This window comes from Paenibacillus hexagrammi (assembly GCF_021513275.1).
In the GTDB taxonomy this organism is placed as follows: domain Bacteria; phylum Bacillota; class Bacilli; order Paenibacillales; family NBRC-103111; genus Paenibacillus_E; species Paenibacillus_E hexagrammi.
The window spans coordinates 3,620,722-3,636,950 of sequence record NZ_CP090978.1 but is presented as its reverse complement, the minus strand read 5'-3'; the positions used below and the strand labels follow the sequence as shown (position 1 = coordinate 3,636,950).

The following is a 16,229-nucleotide window of genomic DNA, read 5'->3' as shown; positions in this document are numbered from 1 at the left end:
GTTCTTCTTGCTTTAGGAGGTCAGCTCCAGCAATGCTTTAATATGATGATACAATTGTCCGGTTGTACCCATATTTAAGCGATCTACGAGTTCTGCACCTGTCAAGGGTTGCTGTAAGACGGCTTTTAAGATATCGATACGTTGTTTATGACCAAGTGCAGATAAAATTTTCGCAACTTTATCGCTATCGAGATCTACCAGTTGTTTAACATCCCGTCCGTGTGGTTCCCATCTATAACGCGACTTCTCGCCAAGGTATTGACCTGAAAAAAATAGTTCACCCAAATTTCCCTGTCCTGTGTTGTTGTCTACAAGAAATCGGCCCGACTGATCATCATCTTCTTTGGTTCGTGTTTCTTTGCTTGACGAGTTTTTCGCGATCTGTTTAACCATCTCTTGAAGTTCAGCTAATTGCGTCTTGAGTCCGTCCAGTTCTACACCATAGTCACGAGTCAAAAACATCACCTCATATTATTTATTTAAATAATACGTAATTACGTAAATAAATAATAACATAACACAATTAACTTGTAAATGTTATCAAAGCCATTGTTTTACCAAACAGAGTTTGTCGCTGAGCTACTGAAGGCTAACTCGAATTTGGAAATTCCTCACCAGACTACTGCTTGCTTCATCCTGGCGGCTTTATATTCTGTCTATTCCTATTTTGCAGAGTATCTCAAGACGGTGACCGGTATGGATGGCAAAACAGTTAGTCTTATGTTAGTTCTCTTTGGTGCCAGCGGTATAGTTGGAAATCTGCACACCGCTAAATTTTTAAGTAAGAACATGGTAAACACCACAATGCTTTATCCCATTGTGTTTGTTGGCATTTATTTACTGATATTTTGTCTTGGAGGGTACTTCATTCCCATGATTGCAATAGTACTTGTATGGGGAGCCGTGTTTACGGGAGGTCTTATTACAAGTCAAACTTGGCTAACCTCGGAAGCACGAGAAGCGCCTGAGTTTGCTAATAGCTTGTTCGTCTCCTTTGCGAATTTGGGCGTCACGCTTGGCACGGTTCTAGGCGGATGGTTTCTATCCCATATGGGAGCACAACAAATATCTTGGAGCGGAATATTGTTTCTACTCATTGCATTTTTTGTGTATTAGGTTGAAAATAACGTTATTTGATTAAAACGAATTTCTATAATCCACAGGAGATTGGTTTGTTTTGCTTTTAAAAAGCTTACTGAAAGACTGAGGATGTTCAAACCCGAGCAGGTATGCAATTTGTAGTCAGAATGAAGATATGTGTAACTGATCTCTGTTATTTGGGAGATTTCCCACCCGCATATGAAGCATATCGTGAGTATAAGTTTTCGACTTTATGAGGAAGAGCGCTACATACGATGTAAATAACAATAATGACATAATTACAAACGATATTTATTTATTGTTAAACAATAAATCCTGTGGTAAAGTCATCTTATCAATAACTTAGCGAGGTGTCTCTTAATGAAACGGGGAACAACACTTTTCCTGAAGACGGCTGTTATTCTGATTGGAATCCCAATTCTTGCTTTGTGCCTATTTGTAGTACCGAAGTTCGGGAATTTTGCTGGAGGATTGTACCCAGAGCTCGCATATATCAAGCCTCTCGTTTTCATCGATATGTACGCGGCTGCGATACCTTTTTACTTTGCTCTGTATCAAGTTTTTAAGATTTTAGGCAATATTGATAGGAACCAAGCATTCTCGGAATTATCTGTTAAGGCATTAAAGAAAATTAAATACTGTGCCATCACCATTAGTAGCTTGTACCTGTTAGGAATGCCGCTCTACTCTCTCTTGGCGAGGAGAGTTGACCCTCCAATTATCACAGGTCCTGCATTCGTCATTATTTTTGCTTCTATCGTGATCGCTGTTTTTGCTGCTGTTCTTCAAAGACTTTTACAGGAAGCTATCAATATGAAAGCAGAAAATGATTTAACGATCTAAGTTGAAAGAACAACGAAAACCAATAGCTAAAAAAAGGGACAGTTCACCTCAATTGGCGACTGTTCCTTTTAGTTGAGGGGTGTCATCTTCATCAAAGGGATGGCTCAGGATTATGTTGTGAGGCTGTTTACAGCTCGGTTACGGTCCCAGCATGGAATAAGCTTTGTCGTTTACCATGGATATCATAGGTATAATGGGTATAAACAGTCATCCTACTAAGATCAATAATTTGGCTAACGGTGTAGGCTTCTTCCAACCAATACATAAAGTAAATACAAGGGCAATCTCAACATAATTAAATTGATAGTATCCTTTGAGCCCCTTATGTTGCCCGGCAATCCCTTCATCATGCCGATGTGTGGAGTCGAAGAAATGAATGATGAAGACATTGCCATCTGAATAATCGTAGCGATAAGTCTTTCCTGCGTAAACAGGGATGGGATGACTTAATTGACCATATTGAAAATGGGGATGATACATACCATACTCCTCCTTTTAGGAGCAGTATATGCACAATGTAGGCGTATGCTCTTGTGTCAAGTTAGACCTTGTAAAGCTTGCGCTTATGAATTCTATCCATCTTCCTTCTGGGAACGAAACATACCCCATTGGATGTGAGAGAGCTCCTTAAGATGAATCTCGGATAGTTTATATAACAGTTCTTGTCCCTTGGATGTTAACCGAATGAGAATACTACGACCGTCTTCCGGGTTGGAGGCTCGCTCTACTAAGCCTTGGGCTTCGCAGCGGTTGATCAGGCCTAGGCAGGCATGGCGCGTCAACTGCAGCCTTTCAGCAAGTTCACTTGGAGTCGCGTAGTCCCTCCCTGCAAATCCCATAATTGCAAGCATTAACTGATGCGCTTGAGGAGTCAGCCCTAATTGACGGGCTGCTTGCTCACTAAAATGGAGAAAATGGCGAATCTGATACCGGAATTCCGCAAGTTGTTCATAAATCGTTTTATCGATGAGCTTGTTCATAGAATTTTTCCTTTCGATCCTGGAATATATATCTCAATGCGATATATTTTACAGCTTGAGGAGGAAGAATTATGGATTCATGGAAGGGACGTTTATCCGACTTTCGTTTTGGCCCAAATAACGCCATTATTGCAGGAATAGCCGTCGTTGTTGGAGCCGCAGGTGCGGGAATCGCTATCATTCTGCAAAATATGATCGGATTTTTTACAAATCTGTTCTATTTCCATCGTTTTTCCTTCGATTTCGTTTCCCCATATCCTAATCAATTCGGCTGGATGAACATGCTTGCGCCGGTGATTGGCGGACTCATTATCGGTCTAATGGCTCGTTATGGGTCCGATAAAATAAGAGGACACGGCATACCCGAGGCGATGGAGTCCATTCTCCATGGCAAGAGCGTTGTTTCCCCAAAGCTTGCTATGCTTAAGCCCATTTCCGCGGCGATTTCCATCGGCAGCGGAGGCCCATTTGGAGCTGAAGGACCGATCATCATGTCTGGTGGATCGTTAGGTTCAGTCATAGGGCAATTTTTCAATCTTACTGCTAGCGAGAGGAAGGTTCTCCTGCTATGCGGTGCTGCAGCGGGCATGAGCGCTACATTTCATGCCCCGATCGCTTCCATTTTTTTCGCCGTCGAATTGCTTGCATTCGAACTGCGCCCTCGTAGTGTCATCCCGATAGTCATCGCCAGTGTCGTATCCGATTATCTAAGGCAGTATTGGATTGGTGATGCCGCAGTATTTCCAAGCTCTGTTGTTCCGGCCAGCCACAGTGAAATCATAGTGGTTGCGGTAGGTCTTGGTGTAGTAGGTGCAGCACTTGCTTATGTATTAACAAAGGCCATCTACGGCACTGAAGATTTGTTCGATAAGATCAATATTCATTGGATGTGGTGGCCAGCTATTGGCGGTGTAATCATCGGAATAGGCGGAATTCTCCAGCCTGAGGTACTAGGCGTGGGCTATGATTCCATACGTTCCTTCGTTACTGGGCAATTTCCGGTCCAGATGCTGCTATCGTTTCTAATCATCAAGTCAATCATTTGGATTGTCGCGCTCGGTTCTGGCACCTCCGGCGGAATTATGGCTCCATTGTTGCTAATAGGAGGGGCATCCGGAGAGGCATTAGCCTTCTTATTTCATGCATCTGATCCTGCGGTATGGGCGATTGTTGGAATGGCTGCTGTTTTTTCCGGAGTGACACGCTCCCCGCTTACGACTTCGGTGTTTATGCTTGAACTCACGCACGACCTAGCTCTGATGCTGCCGATTTTACTCTCCTGTGCGATTGCTACCGGTATATCCGTTATTGCGCTCCCGCGTTCAATCCTAACTGAGAAGCTGGCGCGCCGGGGAAGTCATATTTCCCGAGACTATGCAGTGGACCCCATGGAGAGAATGACAATTTCCCAGTTGGAGTCACCAAGTCTAGTCACGTTTCCACAAGAGCTGACTATAGCAGGTGCCTGGAAAATGATGCGCCAAGAGCCAGACAAATATGGCCATAAAGCATATCCGATTCTGGATGCGAGTGGAAAAATGATCGGTGAAGTTTGCTTCAAGGATTTGCAATTGGCGGCAGTTGAACCTGAAAAGTATTCTCTCCCTCTGTCTCACTTGGCTTGTAAGGAATTCCGTCAAGTATCGATGGATCAGACAATCCAAAGGGCGCTTCAAATCATGCTCGAAAGTGGCCGTTCGAGGATCTATGTGGTGAATCAGGCAGGGAAGCCCCTTTCCATGTTGACTCGACGCTCCATCTTGGATGCGTGCCGAAAAAATTGGGAGGAAGAGCACTTTAGAGAAAGATTCCTAGGCCTCCACCCGAGAGAAAAGAAACTGCCACATAGGCTCCCTTCTATAGCCAAACAACAGGTTGATCAATAGTGGAGAGGAGTCGCCTCTTTCTATTATAGTACTTGTCCTTTTGCCTCAGTACAGTTAGTAAAGGTAAATGGCTTTTCGTTGGATGAATCGCTTGACACCGAGACATTTTCCAATTATTGTGAAAGTAATATAAAGGCAATGTAACCGAAAGGTTCAACCTCGCTGAAGTTGGGGTTGGGCCTTTTTTTTGTACTCATGCATGAATATGTTTGGGGCTCGCCACGAAGTATTTGTACCAGTAGCGAAACCAAGGTTCGACTTTATGGGGTTATTTTATAAGCTGAATGGAGGAGATTGAATGGCTAAGAAAGAACAGCTTCTTGGAAGGCTGGATGCAATCGGAGGTTCAATAGAGCGGAGAGGCGAATCGCTGCTATTGCTGGGAGTCGGGTCGGTTGGAGTGGAAACGGAGCGAATTGATGCGTATTCGGACTTGGACTTTTTCGTCATTGTGAAGCCGGGGTATAAGCAAGCGTATATAGAGCGATTGGATTGGCTGGAGGAGGTAGGTCCGTTGGCGTATTCCTTCCATAATACGCCGGACGGATGCAAGATCTTATTCGAGGACGGGATTTATGGCGAGTATGCCATTTTCGAGGAGGAGGAAATGGAGAATATCGCGTATTCGGAAGGCAGAATCGTTTGGATGGATCCGAATTACGACAGGCCGAAGATCGCGAAGGGCAGCAAGAAAATCGAGACGAAACGGAGAGCGGGTCTGGATTTTCCGGTGAATGAGGCTTTGACCAACTTGTACGTGGGTCTTTGCCGATATGCGCGGGGAGAGAAACTCTCCGCAGCTCGGTTCGTTCAGAGCCATGCCGTGGACAGCATCCTGTCCGTTCTGCATTTGTTGGAGAAGGAGGAAGCATACTACCCTGATGTATTCGGGGAGGATCGGCGGCTGGAAAAGAGGTACCCTTACTTCGCAGAAAGGGTAGGCGATATGATTTTGGGGTACGAGCGGACCCAGGAATCGGCGCTGCATATTCTTCGCTTCCTAGAAGAAGTGTATCCTGTTAATGCTAGAATGAGCATGGAAATTAGACGATTGGCCAATAGTACGATAGGCTGAACTGATCTGTAGTCAATGAGCATCCTTGTTGATCTCATTAGCAAAGAAGCCAGCAAACCATTGAGTTTGCTGGCTTCTTGCACTCTAAATTGCAAAGCTCTATTCACTGATAATTTCCAAATCCCGTAATCGCTATTTCAGATAAGTCCCTGTATCGCCGATTTTACCGCTACCGTTTAGCACGTATACTCTTGCGTTCCCTTTGCCGGAGCAATTCAAGGTGATGGTGCCGTTTGTAACCGTTTTCGTATCGCCGGTAACTGCATCCACATAGGTGCCGTTCGGAATGCCTGTAAATTGAGCATCTCCGGAAATGGTAACCAATACAAAGCTGTCAATTCCGCTTGAGGCGTCGGTATATCTTCTTTTGAAAGCTAGTTCTCCGGATACATTCTCTGTGGAATATTGTCCTTTTTGTAAAGCAGGAATGGCTCTTCTCATCAGGTTCAGTTTTCTGATATGTTGGGCCAACGGATAATTAAGGGAATCGGCGAGCTGGCCGGTAGCATTGGTATATTTTCCATAATCTTGAACTGTTACAGAGCCTTCCAAATGATCCCCGTAGTAAGCGCGGCCTGTTTCGCTGAGTGGTTTCGTTGGGCCTGGGTCAATGACGGCACCCTTCTGGAATTCGATCTCACTTCCATAGAAGATGGCAGGGATGCCGCGGAATGTAAACAATAGGTCCAAATTCTCTGCCCAAGTGTCTTGAGTTCCAGCAAATCTTTCATTTTCCGGAGCTTGATCCGGTGCATAGTCATGGGAATCGACATAAGTTACATTCCAGGTTGCGTCATTATAGTACTGGTCGCCGCTTCGCATGCCAAAGGCTTCTTTGGCTGTTTTAAATGCCCAGTGCATCGGGAAGTCGATAACATCCAAGCCTGATTTCATAGAGTAGTCTGGAGTATGATAGGAATTCCCGTTCAGTATGGCATTGTTTGATGTAGGCTGTCCTGCGGTCGTCGAGTTGTCCGCCCAGTTTTGTTCAACAGAGGCCTTGTTAGCCGCGTAATCGTCTACATTGTCACCTGGGTAAGCTTTGGATTCTTTCCATGTATAGAAAGGAGTCGATATGGCTGGAATACCGCTGTTCCATACATCTCTATATCTTGTAGCTACTTCTCCAAAGATATAGAAATTCGAACCGCCTCGGTTCTTCCATGCAGGGATAAAATATTTGTTAAAATCGTAGCGGCTTACGTGTTTCACGGTATCCACCCGGAAAGCATCTACGCCCATATCAATATATTTGTTGTAGGTGTCGATCAAATAATGGGCTACGGCGGGATTTTCCGTATTCAAGTCCACGCAGTCGCCTGCGATTTGTCCTGTCTGAACCGTGTAGGATTCCCAGGATAGGCTTTTTCCGTATGGTAGATGTTGTTGTTGGTTTCCGCTGTTTTCATTAATGCGATTCTGGCCTGATATTGCTGGTCAGGTGTCATGGTATCATAGTTGGATGGCAGCTTGTCGGTTATTTTGACCAGATTGTTAGCAGTGTCCGGCTTTGTAGGATCTTTCTTAAACATCGGAAACAGGTTCTCTTCGCCGAAGTTGCCGGTATGATTCACAACAATATCTTGAATAATTTTCAGCCCTTTGGCATGAGCGGCGTTGATCAAATCTTGATAGGAAGCACCGGCGGATTCATATCTAGGGTCTACTTTGGCAAAATTGATTGCATGGTAGCCGTGATAATCGTAGCCGCTGGCGTTTTGAACAACAGGTGTAATCCAGATCGCGCTGAATCCAAGCGCTTTGATATAATCGAGTTTTTGTATCAATCCTTTAAAGTCGCCGCGCCACGCCGGATCCGAGTCGGGATTTCCTGCTTTGGCATCATCCCAGGCATGCACGTTGTTACTCGGGTCTCCGTCGTAGAAGCGGGAAGTGATGACGAAGTAAATCGAGTCTTCGCGGAAATCGCCGCCGCTCCCAATGTTATAGACGAAGCTTTGCGTGGTACGATTGCCTTTTCCATCGATAACGAGGAATCTTAACGTTGTTGTTTTAGGAAATAAGAATTCCCGGTCCGGTCAGGCCGTTTGACGCATCGCCGGAGATATAGGTTTGGGAATTAATTGAAGGCTCTGTGCCGTCTACCGTGTAATAAGAGGTGGTAGGTGCAGATTTGTTATCTTTAACAATAAAGGATACAGTAACGGCAGTATTGGAATGTCCCACTGGCAGGTTCGGTGTAATCGTAGGAGATTGTGTATCCGCATTGGGATCAATCACGTAAGTAAAGGTGACTGTATTTTCTGCTTGACCGCTTGCGTTTACGCCAAACACTTTAATCGTCGAAGAGGAGGTTACGGGAATCCCTGCGGTATACAAGGCCGACGAAGTCGTAGAGGTTGGAGCCGTCCGTCGTATAGTAAATGCGATCACCGCTGTTGGTGCTAGTTAGCGTTACTGTTAGTGGGGAGTCGTAGGTCTTAGGCTCAGGTGTGGCGGTAATCACTGGAATCTTAGGAGCTTCAGGATTGGAGTTGTACCATGTATTGTCGGTGTAGAACCATCCTTCATTCGTGCTGCGAGACAAATCTGCCGTTTGATGACCGCTGCCGTCATTAAAAATGAGGCTGGAGCCGCTTGCTCCGGCTATTGAGTAGCTGTACCAGTCGTTTCCGTCCGATTGCATGAGAATTCCCGGCCAAGCGCCGCTTGTAGGAACAGTTGAAGGCGTTAAGTTCCAATAATGGATTCGCATGGAGGATCCCCAATTGGATGGTTTTTTGACATGAACCGTGAGTCCAGTAGGCGTAGGAGTAGGGGTGGCAGTAGGTGTTGCGGTAGGTGTTGCGGTAGGTGTTGCAGTTGGTGTTGCTGTAGGTGTAGCGGTTGGTGTTGCCGTAGGTGTCGCGGTCGGTGTTGTTGTAGGAGTCGGTGTAGGTGATAGGGTTGGAGAAGGCGACGGGGAAACACTTGTGGAAGCAAGTGTCAGACTATCCAGATTGATATTCCCGGTGTCACCGGATTCGTATTTGTACGCAATGGTGTTGTTACCTGCATTTAACTGGACAGTTTCAGATTGATCGGCCCAAGTATCCCAGTTGGCGAGGTTGGTTAGTACCGTTTGCTTGAGCTTGGAGCCGTTCACGTATAAGGAAACCGTCCGGGAGCCGCCGGTCGCATTGGCATAGTGGAGCGTTGCCTGATAATTGGCAGCTGCAGCTACTTGTACCGTGAATGTCGTTGTTGCCCCGGATGTTGTGTACCCATCAATAAATCCGGTCCCGGAGTACCCAGTATGATTCGAATTTACTTTTGCCCCGCCTGATAATGCGGCATTCTCAGCTTCGTATTTTCCGTTGATGGGAAGTATAGTTACCCAATTTTTCCCGCTGTTGTTATCCCAGCTTTCGGTCGGGGCTGTAATGTGGAAGCAGTAGATGAGTTTGGAGCCTCCTGGAATACCGAGATCAGTGGAAAATACGGTGCCATTCTTGGTCAAGACCGTATCATTGGTGGTCGTCCAGTTATCTGTCGTCCAGTGAAGCGTAACCGATGTTGCTGTTGTGTTCGTATAATTGACCGTATAACTGATCGTATCGGCCGCAGCCCTGCTCGTTAGTCCAGCCAAACTAAAACATAGAATTAGGCTAAGAAATAATGTTACGATCTTCAAAGATGCACTTCTTATCAAAATTAATAACCTCCTATCAAAATGCAATCGTTTGCATGAATGAAATTACGTACCCTTTTAGAGCAATTCCAGTACTAGTGGAAGAAACATAATCAATGAGAAGAGTAATCAGAATGTAAGAGGAAAGATACCGTTTGTTTTTACGGGGATGCTCTGCTTCTAGGGTCCATTCGAGTCATTGAACTACCTCCCATGCCTTCACCTCCTTAGCCATATTTCTTGTATGCGCTTTCGTGGAACCATGCCGGGAATGCTATTTTTACGAAAAGATGTGAATCTTAAATATCGGAACAAAGCAAACGTTTGCATAATATGCTTGAAACCTATTATCTCAATGTCAAACTTGCGCGTCAATAGTGCCATCTAACTAAATAGGAACATGGGCATGTTTGCCATTCCGCATCGCTCAACTGGTACAACTTCCTGTACGGGTGCGTGGAAATGAAGCAAGTGATTCCTTGGGCACATACTTTCTAGTCGAGCGATACGAAAGCAGCAAAGAATCGTCTATCCACATACGAATCGCAACCAGCTCTTCTTCGATTTCTGAGCGCTCCTCCTATTCGAAAATGAAGGCCGAGGCAGGCGGCGAATCTGTACAATCAACGGTTAGACAGATGAGGCTCATTAAAGAATCCGTTGAGCAATCGAATGCGATTATTCAAAGTCTTGACGACAAGTCCAAGCAAATCGGCGGAATTGTCAGTATGATCCAAGAGATTGCGAATCAGACGAATTTGCTATCGTTGAATGAAGCGATTGAAGCGGCTAGGGCCTTTGAATCAGGACGGGGGTTTGCGGTGGTAGCTGCCGAGGTCAAAAAACTCGCGGAGCAATCCTCCAGCTCTTCTTCCAAAATCTCCAGCCTTATCTTTGAAATACAAAATGAGATGAGAGATTCGATTCAATCTTTGGAGAATGTCAACGATGAGGTGAATGAGGGTCTTAAAATCACAATGGAAACGAACGAGGCTTTTCATGAAATTTTAGACACAACTAAAGATATTGCTTCCCAAATCGAAGATATGTCAAATGTTTCTCAACAGATGTCGGTCGGCTCCCGTTAAATAACCGCATCCGTCTCAAGCATCGCGGAAATAGCCAAACAAACATCGGTGGGGTCACCTGCCTCTGAACTATGCCGGCAGCTCCATTTGGATATAGCTGCTAATAGGTTGTTAACGCGAAAAAAGTGAAATTTTGAAGGAAAATATGAGGATTTTCATAGATGAATCCTGCGAATTCTGTGGTAAGATGAACACAATGTAAGCGCTTAGATAGGAGTCTGAGCTTTATGATACAAAACGTATCATAATTCGAGGAGGTGTCGTCTAGTACACGAGCCATATATGTTTGGAATGAAGCTAAGTAATCTATAAAATTAAAGGCTAAGGAGAATCATATTCGATGCGTAATAGACCTCGAAAAAGAGTTAAAGCAGCCCAAATTGCTCTAGGTGCAGTTTTTTGCAGTGCTCTACTGACGAACACATTTCCTCCGACACTTGTGCTTGCTAACGAGAATCCCGTTTCATTAACCTCCAATGCCTTACTGAATGCTTCAGCTGAAGGCACTCAAAGTATTGATTTTAACAACGATTGGCAGTTTTACTTGGCTACCCGGACTCCGACTCTAAATACGGGTGGAGTAAAGAACGGCCTGCAAGACCCAGCCGGCGGCCCTTCTACGGAGGAAATTATTTCTCCAGGCTTTGACGATAGCTCTTGGAGAACCTTAAACGTTCCTCACGATTGGAGTATTGAGGGACAAAAAGTTTCGGGAGCTAGCAATGCCCAGGGCTACCTACAAGGCGGCTTGGGCTGGTACCGAAAAACCTTCACATTGCCGGAAACATTAAGTGAGAAGAAAATTTATATCGATTTTGACGGGGTTTATACCGACTCTATCGTTTATGTAAATGGAAATGCGGTTGGAGAATATCCGAACGGGTATACGGGCTTCTCCTACGATATTACGCCATATCTTCATTACGGAAATGATGAATCGAACGTTATTGTGGTAAAAGTTCAAAATATGGCACCTTCGGGACGCTGGTATACAGGTTCAGGGATTACAAGACCCGTGCATTTGCTCGTTACTGACAAGACGCATTTCTTGAGGCACGGTGTTACCTATACGACTGCCGATCTTGAGACAAGCTATAAGAGTGGCGGCAGTGCAAACCTGGCTATTTCCGCAGATTTATATTCGGAGGCATCCAACGGCGTGGCGCAGCTTCGAACATCTGTAATCGATGCTTCTGGCAATGTCGTCGCTTCTCATACAAGCGATGCAGTGGATTATAATCCTTCTACGAAGCTCACTCTTCTTGACAGCCTTAATGTGCCGAATGTGCATTTATGGTCTACAGAGGACCCCTATTTGTATAAAATCCGCACGGAGCTGATTACAGAAATCAACGGCGGCACCGGACCGCAGGTTGTCGATTCATCCGAAACGGAATATGGCTTCCGTTGGTTCAAAATGGAGAAGACCGATCCTGCAAATACGGCTAACTCCGGAGGCTTTTATCTGAACGGCGTCTATACCAAGCTGCAAGGCGTCGATCTTCATCATGACGATGGAGCTTTAGGAGCGGCAGGAAACCTGGATGCGGCGATGCGTAAATTTAAAATCCTGAAGGATATGGGAGTCAACGCCTTCCGCACCTCCCACAACCCTCCGAGCAAGGAAGTGATTCAAGCGTGCGAACGCTTGGGAATCGTCGTCATGGAGGAGGCCTTCGACGGCTGGGGCTCAGCTAAAGCTTCCTATGATTTCGGGAACTGGTTTTTAACGAATGTACCTGAGGAGTGGGCCGGTACCACACTTCCTCCAGCTCCTTCCACACCGGGAGCCCAGTATATGTGGAGCGATTGGGTCATTCAGGAGATGGTCAATCGAGATAAAAATTCACCTGCCGTCGTGATGTGGTCAATCGGTAATGAGGTCCGGGGCGTAGGGAGCAAGCCTTCATGGATGAATACCCAAAGCTTGTATGGTGTAAGCTCATTTAATGAATACAGCGAAGCTATTCGTCTGAAACGCGATATTAGTGCAATTGATCCGACGCGTCCTGTCGTCATGGGCGGCGATCAACAACGAAATGCACCAAGCACGAGCAGTACTTGGGGATTAATCGACAACTATTTAAGCGGGTTTGGCTTGAATTACAACACGGCCCAATCGGTCGATGTTCTGATGAGCCGATATCCGAATACATTTTTCTTTGAATCCGAATCCTCCTCCCAAACCAGTGCGCGGGGCGTGTATCAAGATCCGAGTCTTGTGAATACAGGTGTGAATCAAACTCCGGGTTCGCGGGGAACTTCGTCCTACGACAATAACTTTGCCTCCTGGACAATGGGTAATGAATACGGTCTTAAGAAGGACCGCGACCGTAAGCCGTTTTTGGGGCAATTCATTTGGTCGGGCTTCGATTATATCGGAGAACCTACACCCTATAATATTTACCCAGTAGGTGTTTCATCTTTTGGGGCTATCGATACAGCAGGCTTTCCAAAGGATTCCTATTACCTTTTTAAAAGCCAGTGGACCAAGCAGCCTATGGCCCATATCGTTCCTATGGATTGGACAACCTGGCGTCCGGGGGAAGACGTAGAGGTCTGGGTAAATACGAACCAGCAAAGCGCGGAATTGTTCCTCAACGGGCAATCTCTGGGACGTAAAAGCTTTGACGTGAAAACCACGAATTACGGCAGAGAATATTATGAAACTTCGGAGCTGACCAAAGACGACAAGCTGAATACTAGCGCTTCGAATACGGGCGGATATTTGAGTCCGACGGGAACCTACGGAAAGCTTCATTTGACTTGGAATGTACCGTTTACGCCGGGGACCCTTGAGGTGAAGACATACGCAGATACAACGAGCAGCGTTGTTACGGCAACAGATGTGATCAGAACCGCAGCGCAGCCGTATACAATCACGTTAAGTCCAGATAAAAGGGTTATTGCAGCTGACGGTAAAAGTCTTTCCTATGTAGAAGCCGATGTAGTGGATCAGGACGGTAATATCGTTCCGAACGCTAACAACCTGCTCAAGTTTGATGTAACAGGCGGGACCATCGTCGGTGTAGATAACGGAAAGCAGGAAAGCAATGAGCTGTACAAATGGGAAAATGTAGAACATAATACACACTCGGAACGCAGCGCTTACAACGGCAAGGCACTAGTTATTATTCAATCCAATGAAGGACAGTCAGGACCAATTACCGTGAATGCTTCTTTTGACGGGTCCGTTGCTGCTCAAACTACCGTGTATGCAAAAGACGGTGACTCAGAGGGGAATCTTGGAGTAGTTCCGGTTCAGGTAAGTGTCATGAAAGGCTCGCCTGTAAGCTTGCCATCAGAAGTATCCGTTGTCCATGCAGACGGCACTACGTCGCAAGAGGCGGTTACTTGGACGAATGTGCCAAGCACTAGTGAGGTGGGAACATTCCAAGCTGCTGCAGCCGTGAACGGACTTCAAGCAAAAGCTGAAGTGACGGTATATGATGTTGCGGATGCTTCGGTTAAGATCTCCACCGCAGTAGGAGAGATTCCCGTATTACCTGAGAATGTAAAGGTGAAGTTTACCCATGGTTTAAACGCTTCAATGCCAGTGAAATGGCCGGAAATAACAGCAAGCCAGGTGCAAAACAGCGGTATTTTAAAAATAAAAGGTCAGATTCAAGGAGTTGCTAGCGAAGCTGAGGCAATTGTAAAGATATCCAGCCAATTCACTCCAGACGTTAACCTTGCGCTTAGCGATCAAGGAACAGGTGCCCAGGATACGGTCTCTTCAACCGGACCGCTTGCTACGGCATCGTTTACGAATGGTACTTCTTACCCGAATCTCATGCTCGACGGGAATACAACAAGCGGAGGCTGGACAAATCGATACAGTATATCTGCGACAGCTAATCTGCCGCTCGTGAATGCTACACGTCCGTATGAATTTGTTCAAGTGTACTGGCCGGACTACAAGACGTTCCACTCCATCAAATTGTATTTCACTACAGGCGGAACCGCACCGACGAATAATTTGCCTAAATCCTTAGATGTACAGTATTGGAACGGTTTGCAATGGGTTTCTGCAAAAAATCAACAAGTAAACTGGGCGACAGCTTCCAATGAAGCTACCACGATCACCTTTGACCCGGCAATTGCAACGAAAGTCCGCGTTGGCATGGAGAATGCAACACCGTATTCAAGTGCGTCAGGTGCTATGGCCATAACCGAATTTGAAGTGTACGGTACCAAGGTTGATGCTAGTACGAATATGATTTCAGAAATTAAGCCGGTGGAAGTTACGACAGAAGTTGGAACTGCGCCTTCCCTGCCTAGTGTCGTAGATGCTGTGTATGAAGATGGAACAACGGTCCAACTCCCCGTAACATGGGATAACGTAAGTCCAGACTCTTACTCGCAGGTTGGGAATTTCGAAGTGCATGGTTCTGTCGAAGGAACCGATATTCAAGCTTTGGCTCAAGTCACTGTTACTAATTCCAATAAAGTAACGGGCATTACTTTAAACAAGAGTGAGTTGAGTCTTGTCATCGGAAGTTCTGAGACTCTTCTCGCGAATGTCTTGCCGGACCACGCGGCTACCAAAAAGATTATTTGGTCGACGAGTGACTCAACGGTTGCTGTAGTCGACGGTAATGGTTTAGTTACCGCCGTGTCTCTAGGATCGGCTTCTATAACTGCAAAAACAGAAGACGGCGGATTTGAAGCTAGGGCAAGTGTAACGGTGTCTCCGGTTCCTCCGCCGAAAGGGAACTTGTCTGAGACCGGAACGGTCCATCCGGGTCAAACCTTTTCCATGACCTACAGTTTAAATGAACTGGCAAACAGCTCAATCAGCTCGATTTACGCGCAAGATGTCGTCGTTTCTTTTGATCCTGCCATCTTGGAGTTTGTGCAAGCGGATTCTGTGAAAGAAGGTTTGGAAGTTGTAGAAAGTAAAGTGAATGAAGCGGGTCAGCTTCGTCTTCTTCTCGCCAGTCTGGGGCAAGGCAACGACATTCATGATGCTGGGTCACTTGTGCAGTTGACGTGGAAGGTCAAAAGCGGAGCAGTTGCGCAGTCGGCCGTTATAGGGATTTCCTCCCTGGTGCTTTCGGACGAAACAGGCCGGGAGGTAGCAGCAGCATTATCTTCTCAAACAATTCCAGTATCTGCTAATGATCATTTAGCATTAACTAACCTGATTTTATTGGTTCAAAGTGCACTGAGTACAGCTGTAGAAGGCTCGCAGCCAGGGCAATATCCTGTTGGTTCGAAGACTGAGCTTCAATCAGCTTTGAGTGCTGCAATCCTCGTTAATGAAGATTCGTCGTCTTCGCAGGATCAGATTGATGCGGCGGTAAGTACGCTGGATGCAGCGCTGCAAACCTTCCGTAGTAAGCTGATTGCTGGAATTCCAGGGGATGCCAACCATGACGATAAGGTCTCCATCGGTGATTTGGCAATCGTGGCTGCACATTATGGCATGTCGATCAGCAGCCCAGGCTGGGAGGATGTCAAACAACTTGACTTGAATAACGATCATGTCATTGATATTGCAGATTTGGCCATTATCGCGAAGAAAATATTTGAATAATAGTTAGTAATTAGAGCTGCCCCATGTCATTACAAGTGACTTGGGGCGGCGTATTTATCCTAGGGGAAATTTCAGCAAGGGCTTTA

The 16,229-nt window shown here is 45.9% G+C and carries 15 protein-coding genes; 7 read left to right on the top strand and 8 right to left on the bottom strand.

What is annotated here, in order from left to right; genetic code table 11:
- Positions 1-12: 12 nt before the first annotated feature.
- Complete coding sequence (locus L0M14_RS16580; RefSeq protein WP_235117786.1) at positions 13-456, bottom strand: winged helix-turn-helix domain-containing protein; 444 nt, start codon at positions 454-456, stop codon at positions 13-15.
- Between the two features lie 144 nt (positions 457-600).
- On the opposite strand from L0M14_RS16580, the gene L0M14_RS16575 reads away from it, so the two are divergent.
- Positions 601-1,116 (top strand): MFS transporter, encoded by a 516-nt coding sequence (locus tag L0M14_RS16575; RefSeq protein ID WP_235117785.1) that lies wholly within the window; start codon positions 601-603, stop codon positions 1,114-1,116.
- Between the two features lie 21 nt (positions 1,117-1,137).
- Here L0M14_RS16575 and L0M14_RS31975 read toward each other — a convergent pair whose 3' ends face one another.
- Complete coding sequence (locus L0M14_RS31975) at positions 1,138-1,227, bottom strand: AraC family transcriptional regulator (RefSeq protein WP_350340516.1); 90 nt, start codon at positions 1,225-1,227, stop codon at positions 1,138-1,140.
- Between the two features lie 234 nt (positions 1,228-1,461).
- Here L0M14_RS31975 and L0M14_RS16570 point away from each other — a divergent pair, with 234 nt between their 5' ends.
- The gene (locus L0M14_RS16570) at positions 1,462-1,944 is read left to right on the top strand and encodes a DUF2975 domain-containing protein (RefSeq protein ID WP_235117784.1); all 483 of its coding nucleotides are present in this window, start codon (positions 1,462-1,464) and stop codon (positions 1,942-1,944) included.
- Between the two features lie 207 nt (positions 1,945-2,151).
- Here L0M14_RS16570 and L0M14_RS16565 read toward each other — a convergent pair whose 3' ends face one another.
- Both L0M14_RS16565 and L0M14_RS16560 read right to left on the bottom strand, forming a co-directional pair.
- The gene (locus L0M14_RS16565) at positions 2,152-2,424 is read right to left on the bottom strand and encodes a hypothetical protein (RefSeq protein WP_235117783.1); all 273 of its coding nucleotides are present in this window, start codon (positions 2,422-2,424) and stop codon (positions 2,152-2,154) included.
- A 92-nt stretch (positions 2,425-2,516) separates the two neighbouring features.
- Positions 2,517-2,924 carry a MarR family winged helix-turn-helix transcriptional regulator gene (locus L0M14_RS16560; RefSeq protein WP_235117782.1) on the bottom strand — a complete coding sequence of 136 codons (408 nt, stop codon included), beginning with the start codon at positions 2,922-2,924 and terminating at the stop codon, positions 2,517-2,519.
- A gap of 71 nt (positions 2,925-2,995) precedes the next feature.
- On the opposite strand from L0M14_RS16560, the gene L0M14_RS16555 reads away from it, so the two are divergent.
- Positions 2,996-4,810, top strand: a complete 1,815-nt coding sequence (locus L0M14_RS16555; protein ID WP_235117781.1) for a chloride channel protein — start codon at positions 2,996-2,998, stop codon at positions 4,808-4,810.
- A gap of 298 nt (positions 4,811-5,108) precedes the next feature.
- Complete coding sequence (locus L0M14_RS16550; protein WP_235117780.1) at positions 5,109-5,885, top strand: hypothetical protein; 777 nt, start codon at positions 5,109-5,111, stop codon at positions 5,883-5,885.
- Positions 5,886-6,017: 132 nt separating this feature from the next.
- Here the strand turns inward: L0M14_RS16550 and L0M14_RS31970 are convergent, their stop codons facing one another.
- Entirely contained in the window at positions 6,018-7,196 is a 1,179-nt protein-coding gene (locus L0M14_RS31970; RefSeq protein WP_450091464.1) for an alpha-amylase family glycosyl hydrolase, read from the bottom strand.
- Entirely contained in the window at positions 7,187-7,744 is a 558-nt protein-coding gene (locus L0M14_RS31965; RefSeq protein ID WP_350340468.1) for an alpha-amylase family glycosyl hydrolase, read from the bottom strand. The genes L0M14_RS31970 and L0M14_RS31965 overlap by 10 nt, the downstream gene beginning before the upstream one ends.
- Between L0M14_RS31965 and L0M14_RS31960 the strand changes: the two genes are divergently transcribed.
- Positions 7,739-7,888 carry a hypothetical protein gene (locus L0M14_RS31960; RefSeq protein WP_235117779.1) on the top strand — a complete coding sequence of 50 codons (150 nt, stop codon included), beginning with the start codon at positions 7,739-7,741 and terminating at the stop codon, positions 7,886-7,888. The two genes, L0M14_RS31965 and L0M14_RS31960, sit on opposite strands and share 6 nt — an antisense overlap.
- Positions 7,889-7,898: 10 nt before the next feature.
- Here the strand turns inward: L0M14_RS31960 and L0M14_RS31955 are convergent, their stop codons facing one another.
- Together L0M14_RS31955 and L0M14_RS31950 are read right to left on the bottom strand one after the other, a co-directional pair.
- Positions 7,899-8,279, bottom strand: a complete 381-nt coding sequence (locus tag L0M14_RS31955; protein WP_350340467.1) for a chitobiase/beta-hexosaminidase C-terminal domain-containing protein — start codon at positions 8,277-8,279, stop codon at positions 7,899-7,901.
- On the bottom strand, positions 8,182-9,537 hold the full coding sequence (locus tag L0M14_RS31950) for a starch-binding protein (RefSeq protein ID WP_350340466.1): 1,356 nt from the start codon (positions 9,535-9,537) through the stop codon (positions 8,182-8,184). Before L0M14_RS31950 ends, L0M14_RS31955 begins: the two co-directional genes overlap by 98 nt.
- Before the next feature lie 389 nt (positions 9,538-9,926).
- Between L0M14_RS31950 and L0M14_RS16520 the strand changes: the two genes are divergently transcribed.
- On the top strand, positions 9,927-10,604 hold the full coding sequence (locus L0M14_RS16520; RefSeq protein ID WP_235117777.1) for a methyl-accepting chemotaxis protein: 678 nt from the start codon (positions 9,927-9,929) through the stop codon (positions 10,602-10,604).
- Between the two features lie 340 nt (positions 10,605-10,944).
- Entirely contained in the window at positions 10,945-16,143 is a 5,199-nt protein-coding gene (locus L0M14_RS16515; protein WP_235117776.1) for an Ig-like domain-containing protein, read from the top strand.
- Positions 16,144-16,229: the final 86 nt, after the last annotated feature.